The sequence below is a fragment of the Rhodanobacteraceae bacterium genome (assembly GCA_024234055.1).
Classification (GTDB): Bacteria; Pseudomonadota; Gammaproteobacteria; order Xanthomonadales; family SZUA-5; genus JADKFD01.
The window spans coordinates 128,926-142,580 of record JACKOW010000008.1 but is presented as its reverse complement, the minus strand read 5'-3'; the positions used below and the strand labels follow the sequence as shown (position 1 = coordinate 142,580).

Annotated in this window: 11 protein-coding genes and 1 tRNA gene; 6 read left to right on the top strand and 6 right to left on the bottom strand. The window is 63.9% G+C overall.

The features are described 5' to 3' along the window. Positions 1-591 precede the first annotated feature (591 nt). From H7A19_14280 to crp, 4 genes are all read right to left on the bottom strand, one after another. Complete coding sequence (locus H7A19_14280; GenBank protein ID MCP5475996.1) at positions 592-1,971, bottom strand: MFS transporter; 1,380 nt, start codon at positions 1,969-1,971, stop codon at positions 592-594. Between the two features lie 152 nt (positions 1,972-2,123). Next, complete coding sequence (purH, locus tag H7A19_14275) at positions 2,124-3,707, bottom strand: bifunctional phosphoribosylaminoimidazolecarboxamide formyltransferase/IMP cyclohydrolase (GenBank protein ID MCP5475995.1); 1,584 nt, start codon at positions 3,705-3,707, stop codon at positions 2,124-2,126. Between the two features lie 213 nt (positions 3,708-3,920). Continuing rightward, positions 3,921-4,205, bottom strand: a complete 285-nt coding sequence (locus tag H7A19_14270) for a Fis family transcriptional regulator (GenBank protein MCP5475994.1) — start codon at positions 4,203-4,205, stop codon at positions 3,921-3,923. Positions 4,206-4,942: 737 nt separating this feature from the next. After that, on the bottom strand, positions 4,943-5,647 hold the full coding sequence (crp, locus tag H7A19_14265; GenBank protein MCP5475993.1) for a cAMP-activated global transcriptional regulator CRP: 705 nt from the start codon (positions 5,645-5,647) through the stop codon (positions 4,943-4,945). A 235-nt stretch (positions 5,648-5,882) separates the two neighbouring features. Between crp and speD the strand changes: the two genes are divergently transcribed. Continuing rightward, positions 5,883-6,707, top strand: a complete 825-nt coding sequence (speD, locus tag H7A19_14260; protein MCP5475992.1) for an adenosylmethionine decarboxylase — start codon at positions 5,883-5,885, stop codon at positions 6,705-6,707. Positions 6,708-7,044: 337 nt separating this feature from the next. Here the strand turns inward: speD and coq7 are convergent, their stop codons facing one another. Continuing rightward, positions 7,045-7,704, bottom strand: a complete 660-nt coding sequence (coq7, locus tag H7A19_14255) for a 2-polyprenyl-3-methyl-6-methoxy-1,4-benzoquinone monooxygenase (protein MCP5475991.1) — start codon at positions 7,702-7,704, stop codon at positions 7,045-7,047. 1 nt (position 7,705) lies between these two features. Further along, a complete protein-coding gene (locus H7A19_14250) occupies positions 7,706-8,878 on the bottom strand; it encodes a (Fe-S)-binding protein (GenBank protein MCP5475990.1) in 1,173 nt (390 codons plus the stop codon). Between the two features lie 248 nt (positions 8,879-9,126). Here H7A19_14250 and rplM point away from each other — a divergent pair, with 248 nt between their 5' ends. The 5 genes from rplM (at position 9,127) to H7A19_14225 (ending at position 13,432) form a co-directional block, all read left to right on the top strand. Further along, the gene (gene rplM / locus H7A19_14245; protein MCP5475989.1) at positions 9,127-9,558 is read left to right on the top strand and encodes a 50S ribosomal protein L13; all 432 of its coding nucleotides are present in this window, start codon (positions 9,127-9,129) and stop codon (positions 9,556-9,558) included. A 9-nt stretch (positions 9,559-9,567) separates the two neighbouring features. After that, positions 9,568-9,960, top strand: a complete 393-nt coding sequence (gene rpsI, locus H7A19_14240) for a 30S ribosomal protein S9 (protein ID MCP5475988.1) — start codon at positions 9,568-9,570, stop codon at positions 9,958-9,960. A gap of 33 nt (positions 9,961-9,993) precedes the next feature. Further along, positions 9,994-10,067 (top strand) — tRNA-Gln (locus H7A19_14235). Positions 10,068-10,513: 446 nt separating this feature from the next. Then, complete coding sequence (locus tag H7A19_14230; GenBank protein ID MCP5475987.1) at positions 10,514-12,751, top strand: NADP-dependent isocitrate dehydrogenase; 2,238 nt, start codon at positions 10,514-10,516, stop codon at positions 12,749-12,751. A gap of 267 nt (positions 12,752-13,018) precedes the next feature. After that, positions 13,019-13,432: a hypothetical protein gene (locus H7A19_14225; protein ID MCP5475986.1), complete on the top strand. Its 414-nt coding sequence runs from the start codon at positions 13,019-13,021 to the stop codon at positions 13,430-13,432. Positions 13,433-13,655: the final 223 nt, after the last annotated feature.

Here is a 13,655-nt window from a genome sequence, read left to right as displayed (position 1 = left end):
CCATGAACCCTTATCGTCAGTTGTTGATGCGTCATTGCGAGGAGCGTAGCGACGAAGCAATCCAGGTATCGCCGCACGCCTCCTGGATTGCTTCGCTACGCTCTCCATGAACCGCATTCCAGCGCCGGGCGCCGGGGGTGTCGCGTCGCTGTTGTGGAGGGCGCCGCGCTGCGGCGCCGCTTTGCACTGAGCGGAGATCAAGAGCGGCCGCGCAGGCGCGCGTCCCTCCTCAAAGCCGCTCCTTGCCTGACAGGGTTCACGGCTCGTGGACAGTGTCGTGCCGACACAGGTGGCTCTCCATGAAGCCATGTCGCAAGTCATTGATTTGCTTGGTTAACCTGTGGGAGCGCCCTTGTGGCGCGACCGTTGCTTTGGACGTGCGGCTGGCCGGTCGCGACGCGAGGTCGCTCCTACAGGCAGCTTGTGGTTCATGGCCCGTGAGCAGTGTCGGCCTGACACAGGTGGCTCGCAACGACGCTGGGGGACTCATCGCCAGTGGGCAGTTTCGGGCCGACACACGCGGCTGGCAATGAAGCAATGATGGGGTAATGCTGTAAACCCGTGCCCCGTGCCCCGTGCCCCGTGCCCCGCTCAGCGCCACAGCACCTTGCTGACCTGTGGCCGTTCGGCCTCGATGCGGATGAACCAGAGCATGGCCGCTGCGATCAGCTTCACGCCCACCGGCAGCGCGATGTACACGATCACCAGCGCTGGCAGGTTGTATTCGCCATTGCCGGGGTTGAATCCCAGATAGTCGAGGATGGGCAGCGAGGCGGCGGCGCCGATGGCCGTTGCCAGTTTCGTGCTGAGAGCCCACAGGCCGAAATAGGCGCCAGTGGCGCCGCGACTTTCGCGACCTTCCTTGGCATTGATGACATCGGCCAGGATTGCCGGTGGCAAGCCGTAATCGGCACCCAGGCCCAGACCGGTCACCGCGGAAATGGCGATGAACCAGCCGATATCGCCGTGCCCGACGAAGGCGGCTGCGGTCATGGCGCCGGCGGTCAGCAGAATGCCGATGAACCAGGCTGCGGCCTTGCTCAGATGTCGTGACAGAAACATCCACAGCGGCACGCTGGCGGCACCAGAGACAAAATAGGCCATCAGGATCAGGCCGGCCTGCAGCTTGCCGCCGCCGAGCACGTGTTCAACATAGAAGAGCATCACGCTGACGGCGATGCCCAGCGCCGAGCCATTGACGATGAATACCGCCAGCAGGCGACGATACAGCGGATTCTTCAGAGGTGCGAAGAAGATGCCGAGCACGGTGCTGCCCGGCGGGCGCTCCACCGGTCCGTGTACCGAGGGCGGCGAATACAGCAGCGTCGGCAAGGCCGCGAGTATCGCTACCGGCAGATACAGGATTCCCAGCCACTGATAGCCGGCAGCCTCGCCGAAGCGCGCGGTCAGGAAGGTCGGCAACACCACCGCCAGCATCATGCCGGTCAGGCCGAAGACCTCGCGCCCCACGGTGACCCGGGTGCGTTCGTTGTAGTCATCGGACAACTCGGCGCCGAGCGCGTGATAGCTGATTGACACGCCGGCATAGCCCAGGTGCACCAGCAGCAACGAGACGAACAGCCAGATGCTGAGCAGGGTGGGATTGGGGCTGACGCCGCCAGCGACCGGGTGGAACATCGCCGGCGGGTCGAACAGCATGAAGAAGCCCAGGATCATCAGCGGCAGCATCGCCGCCACCAGCATCAGGCGGCCATTCTTGCGATGGGTCAAGCGATCGGAAATGAATCCGAGGATGGGGTCCTGGATGGCGTCGATGATGCGCGAGGCAATCAGGATCGGACCGATCAACGCCAGCGACAGCTTCAGCACTTCGCCGTAGTAGTGGGCAACGTTCAGCACCACCGGCAGGGCGGCCATGGCCAGCGGCAGCTGCAGCGAGGAATAGGCTGCCAGCCGGGCGAAGCCCAGGTGCACGCGGGTACTGTCCTGAACCGGCGGGGTCGATGCCAAGGATGTTCTCGATTGCGGCGGAAGCGGTCGCGACCCCCGTGGTCAGGGCAGGCCCGCCGGCCGAAGGTCAGCGCGGAGCATAACCGCCGACCTGAGTGATTCCGTGAACGCCAGCCCGCTCAGTCACCGGTTCGGGCCATGCTGCTTCGGCATCAATGACGAAAATGGCGCACACCGGTGAACACCATTGCCATATCGTGCTCATCGGCGGCGTCGATGACCTCCTGATCACGCATCGAGCCACCCGGCTGGATCACCGCCCGGATGCCAGCCTTGGCCGCCGCATCAATGCCGTCGCGGAAGGGGAAGAAGGCATCAGAGGCCATGGCCGATCCAGGCACCTTGAGGTTGGCCTGTTCGGCTTTCCAGCCGGCGATCTGGGCGCTGACCACGCGACTCATCTGCCCGGCGCCGATGCCGATGGATCGGCCATCGCGGGCGTAGACGATGGCGTTGGACTTGACGAACATCGCCAGCTTCCAGGCGAAGATCAGATCGGCGAATTCCTGTGCCGACGGGGCGCGTTGAGTGACGACCCGCAAATCGCGGGCGCGGATGCGATCGGTGTCGACATCCTGCACCAACAGGCCACCGGCAATGCGCTTGAAGTCGCGAGCGGGCGCGGTGCTGGCCGAATCGGGCAAGGTGCCGGTCGCCAACACCCGCACATTGGGCTTGCTGGCAAGCGCCGCCAGCGCCAGCTCGTGGAAGCTGGGCGCGATCACCACTTCGACGAACTGTCGCTGCACGATGATCCGCGCTGTCTCGCCATCCAGCGGCCGGTTGAACGCGATGATGCCGCCGAAGGCCGATACCGGATCGGTGGCATAGGCGCGCTCGTAGGCCTCTGTCAATGAATGAGCCACGGCCACGCCGCAGGGATTGGCGTGCTTGACGATCACGCAGGCGGCCTCGTCGAACTGCTTGACGCACTCGAGCGCGGCGTCGGCGTCGGCCAGGTTGTTGAAGGACAGCGTCTTGCCCTGCATGAATCTGGCTGCGGCCACGCTGGCCGCCGGCAATGGATCTTCCAGGTACAGCGCGGCAGCCTGATGCGGATTCTCGCCGTAACGCAGCGCTTCGCCGCGGCGCAGCGACAGATGCAGTGTGGGCGGATGGGCCTCAGGCTGGTCCGGATTGGCGGCGCGGGCGCCCAGATACTCGGCCACCTGGCCGTCATAGCGGGCGCAATGGGCGTAGGTACGGGCGGCCAGCTGGCGTCGCTGGGTCAGCTCGGTGCCGCCGGACTTGAGTGCGTCGACAATCATGCCGTAGTCATCGGGATTCACGACCACGGCGACCCGTTCGTGATTCTTGGCGCCGGCGCGGAGCATCGCCGGTCCGCCGATGTCGATGTTCTCGATGGCATCCTCAAGGCTGCACCCGGGTTTGGCGACCGTGGCCGCAAAGGGGTACAGATTCACCACCAGCAGATCAATGGCCTGGATGCCGTGATCGCGCATGACCGCATCGTCGATGCCGGTGCGCCCCAGCAAGCCGCCATGGATAGCCGGATGCAGGGTCTTGACGCGGCCGTCCATGATCTCCGGGAAACCGGTCACGTGGCTGACATCGGTAACGCTGATGCCGGCATCGCGCAGTGCGCGTGCGGTGCCGCCGGTCGACCAGATCTCGACCTGGTGGGCGCTCAGGGCCGTGGCCAGATCCAGCAGACCGCGCTTGTCGGACACACTCAGCAGGGCGCGGCGAATCGGTAGTCGCGGGTTCTCGGGCATGCGGGCCTCGATGTGCTCGGGTTTCATCGGGTCCGCGATGCTGCGGGAGTCACAGCCCCGGCGCAAGCGGCCTCAGGCGCTGAGCACTTTGAAAAACCGTAGCGAGCGGGTCGAGGGCAAGGCGCACGGAGCGCAGCGACCGAGACATATCAGATAGACAGGCGAGGGAGCGAGCACCGCGCAACGCAGCCATCGGTCCGCGCAGCAGGTTCTTCAAACTGCTCCACTGATGCCGTGTTCACCCAGTTTCTTGCGCAAGGTGGCGCGGTTCATGCCCAGCAATTCGGCGGTGCGCGTGAGATTTCCACCACAATGGCGCAAGGCCTCTTCCAGCACCGGTTGCTCGACCTGACGCAGCATCAGCGTGAACAGGTCATTGCAATCGCTGCCGTTGAGATCGTGCAGATAGCGGCGTACGACGCGCGTCGCCACTTCGCGCAGGGTCGACTCGCTGCGGATCGGCTCAGGGTTGCGTTCGTACGAAAGTCCAACGGTCATCCGGATCATCCTTCCCTTCAAGGACAAGACTACTCGCGCCGCGCAAGCGCAGCGTTCAGGCAGGTTTTGGGGATAGCGAGGGGAGAGCATACCCCCAACCCCTTTGCGTGCGTCAATCGATTTCCTGGAAATTCCGACGAAGCGCGATGGGTTTGGCGAATCGGAACAGAAATCCGGCGCAAAGGTACGGACATGCGCTGGTTCACAGACAAATGGCCTCAGAGCATCCGCGCAAGGCGCCGCGCGGTGTCGGCGGAGCGGCTCCTGCAGGTCCAGAGTTGTCTGGACGCTTCTTGCGCCCCCGGAACGATTTCGCAGAGGTCTTCATCAACGATGCGATCAACTATCGATGCGTCATTGCGAGCCACCTGTATCGGCCCGATGCTGCCCACCGGCCATGAACCCGCCGTCGTAGGTCATGTTGTCCGCGCCAGCGGACTACGTGACATCCATTTGCGTCACGTAGCTCGCTAAGCGAGCAACGTGACCTACAACAGCAAATCAACAACTTACGATCTGGGTTCATGGAGAGGAACGAAGTGACGAAGCAATCCAGGGACTTGCGAGCGGGCATCTGGATTGCTTCCTCCGGATCAAGTCCGGGGTCGCAATGACGCCGACTCGGGGCTCTGGTGCGTCCAGACTTGTCTGGACCTACGAGAGCCAAAAGCCCGTAGCCTTTCCCGTGCCCCGTGCCCCGTGCCCCGTGCCCCGTGCCCCGTGCCCCGTGCCCCGCCTCAGCGGGTCTGAAACACCACGATGGTCTTGCCGGTCACCGAAATCTTGCCCTCTTCCTCCAGTTGCTTCAGCACCCGGCCCACCATTTCCCGCGAACAGCCGACGATGCGCGAGATCTCCTGGCGCGAGATCCGGATCTGGGTGCCTTGCGGGTGTGACATCGCATCGGGCTCTTCGCACAGGTCAACCAGCGTGCGGGCAACCCGACTGGTCACGTCCATGAAAGCCAGTCTGGAGACCTTGCGGCTGGTTTGCAGCACGCGCTTGGTCAGCTGCGTGGCAATCGAGAACAGGATGCGCGGGCATTCGTCCTTGAGCGGGCCCTCGAACAGCTGGAACAGACGCTCGTAGCTGATCTCGGCCAGTTCGCAGGGCACCCGTGAGCGCACCATGACCTCGCGCTTCTCCACTTCCATGAACAAGCCCATCTCGCCGATGTAATCGCCCTCATTGACGTAGGCCAGGATCAGTTCCCGTCCTTCGTCGTCCTCGGTCATGACCGCGAGAGAACCCTCGATGATGTAGTAGAGCGTGTTGGCGACATCGCCCGGGCGAATGATCGGCGCCTTGGATGGATAGCGACGGCGATGGCACAAGGAGAGGAAACGATCAATGTCGGCCGGCTGCGGCGCCAGCGGCCGGGTTTCGGCCAGCTTGCGCATGCTGGCTTGCAACGAGTATCGCAACAGTGACTTCACAGGCATTGCAACCGGGCCGGCCATGGCGCTCCCCCGCGCTGGTAATCATCCGCAAACTTATAGCATGCGAGGGCAGGGTGGCTGCAGAGGGCTCGCGCCCCTGCGCTAGCTGAATGGCTCGCGATTGTCATGAAACTCGGGTGTCTACGGCCGGCGCTTTGCCCCATAATTTGCGGCCCCGCGTTTTCGGCCCAGCTCCGGCAGGCCTGTGCGCTCTTTCGATCCTCGTTGGGAGATCACCATGGTCAAGCCGATTCCGCGCCTCAGGCTGGAAGGATTCAACAACCTCACCAAGGCCCTGAGCTTCAACATCTACGACGTCTGCTACGCGGTGACCGAAGAGCAGCGCAATCGCTACATCGAATACATCGATGAGGCCTACAACGCCGAGCGTCTGACCGAGATCCTTACCGAAGTCGCCGACATCATCGGCGCCAACATCCTCAACGTCGCTCGCCAGGACTACGATCCGCAGGGTGCCAGCGTCACCATCCTGATCTCCGAGCAGCCGGTCATCGACCGCGCCGACATCGGCCGCGAGATGCTGAAGGGCGCCATGCGTGAATCCGAGCAGCCCACCGAGGCCAGCGTCGTCGCGCACCTGGACAAGAGCCATATCACTGTACACACCTATCCCGAGAGTCACCCTTTCAACGGCATCAGCACCTTCAGGGCGGACATCGACGTGGCGACCTGCGGCGTGATCTCGCCGCTGAAGGCGCTCAATTTTCTGATCGACAGCTTCGAGTCGGACATCGTGATCATGGACTACCGTGTTCGTGGCGCCACCCGTGACATCAAGGGCCGCAAGCACTACATCGATCACAAGATCAACTCGATCCAGGACTTCCTCAGCCGGCCGATCAAGAACCGCTACGAGATGTTCGACGTCAACGTCTACCAGGAGAACATCTTCCACACCAAGATGCACATCAAGGAATTCGACCTCGACACCTATCTGTTCGAAGCCAGCAAGAACGAACTCTCGTTCAAGGATCGTTCGCGCATCGAAGCGCAGGTCCGCCGCGAGATCGGTGAACTCTTCCACGGCCGCAATCTGGATTGAGACAAAAGCCTCGTACACCGCAGCTCTCGTAGAGCGGAGCTTGCTCCGCTGCTCCGGCTGGGCTTGTGCTCTACGCTGTGTCGGTGGCCAGAAGAGCCGTACATCCTGCCGAGCAAGCTCGGCACTACAAAAGCCTCGTACACCGCAGCTTTCGTACAGCGGAGCTTGCTCCGCTGCTCTGGCTGGGCTTGTGCTCTACGCTCTGTCGGCGGCCAGAAGAGCCGTACATCCTGCCGAGCAAGCTCGGCACTACGAAAGCCTCGTACACCGCAGCTCTCGTAGAGCGGAGCTTGCTCCGCTGCTTTGTTTCGGCTTTTTCACCGGCCCTGAAAGCGGGCTACACCCGATACGCCACCGCCCGCAGCGTATCGGCGGCGATCTGCATCAATCGCGGCAAGGGCCAGGGCAGATCGATGCCGCCGCGCCTGCGCGCGTCGGCGCCATGTTCGATCTCATCGGCCTGCATCTGTTCCAGCACGGCGCGGGTGCGCTCGTCCTCGGGCGGCAATCGCGTCAGATGTTCGCCCAGATGACTCTCGACCTGGCGCTCGGTCTCGACCACGAATCCCAGACTCAGGCGATCGCCGATCAGACCGGCGCTGGCACCGATGGCAAATGCGCCGGCGTACCAGAAGGGGTTGACCACGCTCGGGTGGCTGCCAAGTTCATGCAGACGGGCCTCGCACCAGGCCAGATGGTCGCCTTCCTCGCGCGCCGCCTGGGTCAAGTGCGCGGCGACCTCTGGATCACGCGCCACCGCCGCCTGGCCGTAGTACAGCGCCTGGGCGCAGACCTCGCCGGCGTGATTGATGCGCATCAGGCCAGCCACATGGCGCCGATCCTGCTCGCTGAGTTCCACCCGCGGATGCGCATCGCCCGGACTTGTCCGATCAGGCGCTTCCGCGGGTGCCAGCACCGTGCGCATGGCACGATCGGCTTCCGCCAGCCATCGATCCAGCGTGGACAGCTGCCGCAGCGGGCGAGTGTTGCTGTTCATCTCAATCCATCTCCAGTTGATCGGCCAAGCATGCCAGCGGATGGCGCACGGGAATCGTGAGCCCGCGTGCCGAGATACGTTCGGACAGATGCAGCGCGCAGCCGACATTGGTCGTGACAAGTACATCCAACTTCAATGCCAGCACGGCATCAATGATCGGCTCGGCCAAGGCATCGGCAGTGTCCGGATGCGCCAGCAGATGCGGGCCCGCCGCGCCGCAACATCCCAGGCCGGCACTGATCGCCTGCACCTGGGCGCCGGGAAGCAGCGCCAACACCGCGGCACTGGCAGCGGCATCTCCGACCCCGTTGCGATGCGTGCAGGGTGCGTACCAGCCGATCCGCTGCGGTGTCGACCGCAAGCGCAGGTGGGCTGTGCAGGGGTGATCGAGCAGCCAGCGACAGGCTTCCACCACGGCAATCCCGTCACTGGCCTGCTTCAGGCTGGCCATGCAACCGCTGTCGAGGGCGACGATGGCGCGAGTGCCCGCCTGCGACCAGATCCGCCGATTGTGCTGTGTCAACGCTGCGGCTTTGGCAAAGTCCCCTCGGTGCCTGGGCAAGGCCCCACAGCAAGACTGGCCAGCCAATAGCGCCATTGGCGCCGACACGACCCTGGCTATCCGGAGCAGCGCATCCTGAGCCTCGCGCTCAAAGGACTGCGCCACGCAGCCGCCAAAGAGCACGGTCTGGCCCGATGGCGCAGCGCTCGCGGGAAGCGGCATGCGCGCTCGCAGCAGCCAGCGCGCGCGGCGGCCCAGGCGCCGGGTCAGCGCCGGCCACAGGCGCGCCAGTGCACCGCCCATGCCCAATGCCCGTGCCAGCCACCGAGGCCTGGTCAGAACCAGATTCCGCCAACGCGAGCCAGAGCCGGGCCCTGTCAGTGCCCGCGCCGATTCGATGATCTCGCCGTAGCGCACCTGGGCCGGGCACACGGCCTCGCAGGCGCGGCATTGCAGGCAGGTGTCGAATGCCGCCACCACCGAATCGTCCACCGCCAGGTCCGGTTGCAGTTGTCGCGCCAGCGCAATCCGCCCGCGCGGCGAACGACTTTCCAGTCCGCTCAGCTGAAAGGTCGGGCAATGGGGCAGGCACAGCCCGCACATCACGCATTCGTCCGCCAGCTCGCGCAATCGACTGGGCTGATCCGGCAGGGCTGTGGTGGCGTCGTTCACTGCGCTAGTATGCCGCGCCGCCCCGCTCGTGTAGGCCCAGACTTGTCTGGACGCTCCTGACGATGCGGTGAAGAAGCATTCAGACAGGTCTGGACCCGCAAGAGCGCCCGCCTACAGTCCCCGACCGGCTCGCTGCTGACCGGAAACTGAGCAGATAGCCAACCAACTTCATCCTGGGGGCTTGCGCGCTCTCCAATGCCCATCTAAACTTGTCGGTCTTTGTAAGGCAAGGTCCAGGGAAGGTCCCCATGATGACGGTAAGCGCGAAATCGGAAACCGTGAAACGTGATTGGTTTCTGGTGGATGCCACGGGCAAGACGCTGGGCCGGCTGTGCACGGAACTCGCACGGCGCCTGCGCGGCAAGCACAAGGCAATCTACACCCCGCACGTCGACACCGGCGATTACCTCGTGGTGATCAATGCCGACAAGATCCACGTGACGGGCAACAAGTTGAACGACAAGCTGTATCACCGTGTTACCGGCTACATCGGCAACATCAAGACGATACCGCTGAAGAACATGATGGCAACGCACCCGGAGCGCGCGATCGAGATCGCCGTCAAGGGCATGCTGCCGAAAGGCCCACTGGGCCGTGATATGTACCGCAAGCTGAAGGTGTACGCCGGTGCCGAGCATCCGCACAGCGCCCAGCAGCCCGCGGTTCTCGACATCGGATAAGGATTCGTCATGGCGATTACGCAGTACTACGGCACCGGCCGCCGCAAGTCTTCCGCAGCACGCGTGTTCCTGCGCCCCGGCAAGGGCCAGATCACCGTCAACGACAAGACCCTGGACCAGTTCTTCGGCCGCGAGACCGCCCGTATGGTCGTCAAGCAGCCGCTGGAACTCACCCAGCTGAGCGAGCGCTTCGACGTGCTGGTCACGGTTGAAGGTGGCGGCATGACCGGCCAGTCCGGCGCCATCCGCCTCGGCCTGTCCCGCGCCCTGGTCGAATACGACGAGAACCTGCGCAGCGATCTGCGCCGCGCGGGCTTCCTCACCCGCGACGCCCGCGAAGTGGAGCGCAAGAAGGTCGGCCTGCACAAAGCCCGCCGCGCGACCCAGTACAGCAAGCGCTAATCGTCACACCGACGATCCGTGCTTTGGAGTTATTGGGAGATCGTCCAATGGTAGGACTACGGACTCTGACTCCGTCAATCTAGGTTCGAATCCTAGTCTCCCAGCCATAACAAGAAAGGCCGCCTCCGGGCGGCCTTTCTTGTTATGGCTGGGAGACTAGGTGAGACCGACGACAGGTTCGACACCGAAGGCAGGATGCCGGAGGTGCGCGAGCACGGCGCGTAGCGCCGAGCGCAGTCCGTAGGATCGTGGCCATGGATGGCCGCGACAATCCTGGTCTCCGGCCTTGCCGCGCACGGAACGGGCCGCCTCCGGGCGGTTCGCAACTGCTCTGGAGGGCGCCGCGCTGCGGCGCCGCCTTGCCGTGCTTTCAGATCAAGAGCGCTCGCTCGTGCGTGTGCCTTCTCTTCAGTTGCGATCGACGTTCTCGCTGCCCGTGCCAGCTATGATCGGGATCCTTTTCCATAGTCGTGGTCGTGCGGGCGCTGGCTCGGTCTGGCATCAGACGGGCGCCGCGTGAGTGATCATGGCTGCATCAGACGGAGACAGCCGCGTGACCCACAAGACCCCGACCATCATCTACACCCTAACTGACGAGGCGCCCTTGCTGGCGACTCACGCTTTTCTGCCGATCATCCGCAGCTTCACGGCAGCGGCGGGGATTGCGGTCGAGGATCGTGACATCTCGCTGGCCGCGCGCATTCTGGCGGTCTTTCCTGACTACTTGACCGAGGCTCAGCGTGTGCCGGACACGCTGTCCGAACTCGGGCGACTGACGCTGGAGCCCGACACCAACATCATCAAGCTGCCGAACATCAGTGCCTCGGTGCATCAGCTGATGAGTGCGATCAAGGAGCTGCAGTCCCAGGGTTACGCCATCCCCGATTACCCGGAGGATCCGAAGACCGATGAGGAAAAGGCCATCCGCGCCCGCTATGCGCGCTGTCTGGGCAGTGCCGTGAACCCGGTGCTGCGCGAAGGCAATTCTGATCGACGCGCGCCGTTGGCGGTGAAGAACTATGCCCGCAAGCACCCGCACAGCATGGGCGAGTGGAGTCAGGCCTCTCGCACCCATGTGGCCACCATGCGGGGCGGCGATTTCTACCATGGCGAGAAATCGATGACCCTGGATCGGGCGCGTGATGTGCGCATGGAACTGCTGACGCGCAGTGGCCAGACCGTGGTGCTGAAGCCCAAGGTTGCGCTGCTGGCAGGCGAGATCATCGACAGCATGTTCATGAGCAAGAAGGCGCTGACGGCTTTCTACGAGCAGGAAATGGAAGACGCGCGCAAGACCGGTCTGATGTTCTCGCTGCATGTCAAGGCCACCATGATGAAGGTCTCGCACCCGATCGTCTTCGGGCATGCGGTCAAGGTGTTCTACAAGCAGGCCTTCGAGAAGCATGGCAAGCGTTTCGACGAGCTGGGAGTGAACGTCAACAACGGCCTGGTCAATCTGTACGACAAGATCGCCACCTTGCCGGCCACCGAGCGCGAGGAAATCACCCGCGATCTGCATGCCTGCCATGAGCACCGCCCGGAGCTGGCGATGGTCGACTCAGCCCGCGGCATCAGCAATCTGCATGCGCCGAACGACGTCATCGTCGATGCCTCGATGCCAGCCATGATCCGCGCCGGCGGCAAGATGTGGGGCGCCGACGGCCGCCCGAAGGACACCAAGGCGGTGATCCCGGAAAGCACCTTCGCCCGCATCTATCAGGAGGTCATCAACTTCTGCAAGACCAACGGCAATTTCGACCCGGTGACCATGGGTACCGTGCCGAACGTGGGTTTGATGGCGCAGCAAGCCGAGGAGTACGGCTCGCACGACAAGACCTTCGAGATCGCCGAAGCAGGCGAAGCGCGGATCGTCGACATCGACAGCGGTGAGGTGCTTTTGGTGCAGCAGGTAGAGGCGGGCGATATCTGGCGCATGTGCCAGTGCAAGGACGCGCCGGTGCGCGACTGGGTCAAGCTGGCTGTCACCCGCGCCCGCAATTCCGGTATGCCGGCGCTGTTCTGGCTGGACCCGTACCGTCCGCACGAGGCCGAGCTGATCAAGAAGGTGCAGACCTACCTCAAGGATCACGACACCACGGGTCTGGACATCCAGATCATGTCGCAGGTGCGGGCCATGCGCTACACGCTGGAGCGCGTGGTGCGCGGGCTCGACACGATCTCGGTCACCGGCAACATCCTGCGCGATTACCTCACCGATCTGTTCCCGATCATGGAACTCGGCACCAGCGCCAAGATGCTGTCGATCGTGCCGCTGATGGCCGGTGGCGGCATGTACGAGACCGGGGCCGGCGGTTCGGCGCCCAAGCATGTCCAGCAATTGATGGAAGAGAATCATCTGCGCTGGGATTCGCTGGGCGAGTTTCTGGCGCTGGCGGTTTCGCTCGAAGATCTGGGTTTCAAGACCGGCAACGAGCGCGCCAAACTGCTCGCCAAAACGCTGGACGCCGCGACCGGCAAACTGCTGGACAACGACAAGTCACCGTCTCGCCGCACCGGCGAACTCGATAACCGCGGCAGCCAGTTCTACCTGGCCATGTACTGGGCACAGGCGCTGGCCGAGCAGAGCGATGATCCCGATCTGCAGACCAGGTTTGCCCCGCTCGCGGCGGCGCTCAGCGCCAGCGAGGCCCAGATCGTGGAGGAACTGACCAAGGTGCAGGGCCAGCCGGTCGATATCGGGGGCTACTACCGCGTCGACCCGGAAAAATGCGCGGCGGTCATGTGCCCCAGCGCGACGTTCAACGCCGCTCTGGCGGCCTTGCGCGGGTGAGGGATTTCGATGGCAGGCGCCGGGTGATCCGGCGCAGGCCTGGCTCGACGGCACAGGGAGACTCCCGGTCACCCCTGGCGGTGCGCCTATTCGCGCACCGAAAGGGGGCGGGGGCAGGGGGCAGGGGACCCACGTCGCGGCACGGTCAGATCATGCGTCGAGATTGGACCCCTGCCCCCTGCCCCTTTCTTTGTGTTCTGAAAATCAATGGGTTACGACGCTTTTGGTGAGAGAGGGCAAATCGTGTCTCAGCCGCTGACTACCCGCATGTCCCTGTTCGACCGGGCATGGGTCGTGGTTCTGGCCATGGCCGCGTTGCTCATGGCTGCCTTGAATTTCCTGCTGGGTCTGGGTCTGACGTTTTCGGGAGCGAATCGCGGCATGGCCCTGCTTGCAGGCGCGCTGTGCGCACTCGCTCCCTTCGCCCTGGCCGCCATCCTGGGCCGGTTGGCGCACCGCCGCAGCTGGCACTCATTCTTCAAGTCCGCAGCCTATGCGTCCTTGTTGCCCATCTTCTGCGCCTTTTTATCCCTCGGGACTTCTCCGCCAGAACTCCAGGGGCTTTGGCCGGAATCTGCGGAGCAGCCGCTGGACGTGATTGAACTTCGGCCGGAATACGTGGGAATGCCGAAGGACACTGTTGAGCTGCCACCAGACGTCGTGGAGCGGCCGCCGAAGTGAGGCGGGCAGGTCCCGAATGCGGGTGGACTGATGGCTGCAGCGGTGGCAAGGTCGAAAAGTACCGGATTGATTCGCGGCGCCGCCTTGGGGGGTCAGAAGATCAAAAGGCGGCCGCGCAGGCGCGCGTCCCGCCTCAAGGCTGCTTGGCGCCCGCCACCAGGGTCATGAACCCTGCGCAGCGTCGGGATGACATGCGCGGCTCGGAACAAGGGGGCCCGTTGTC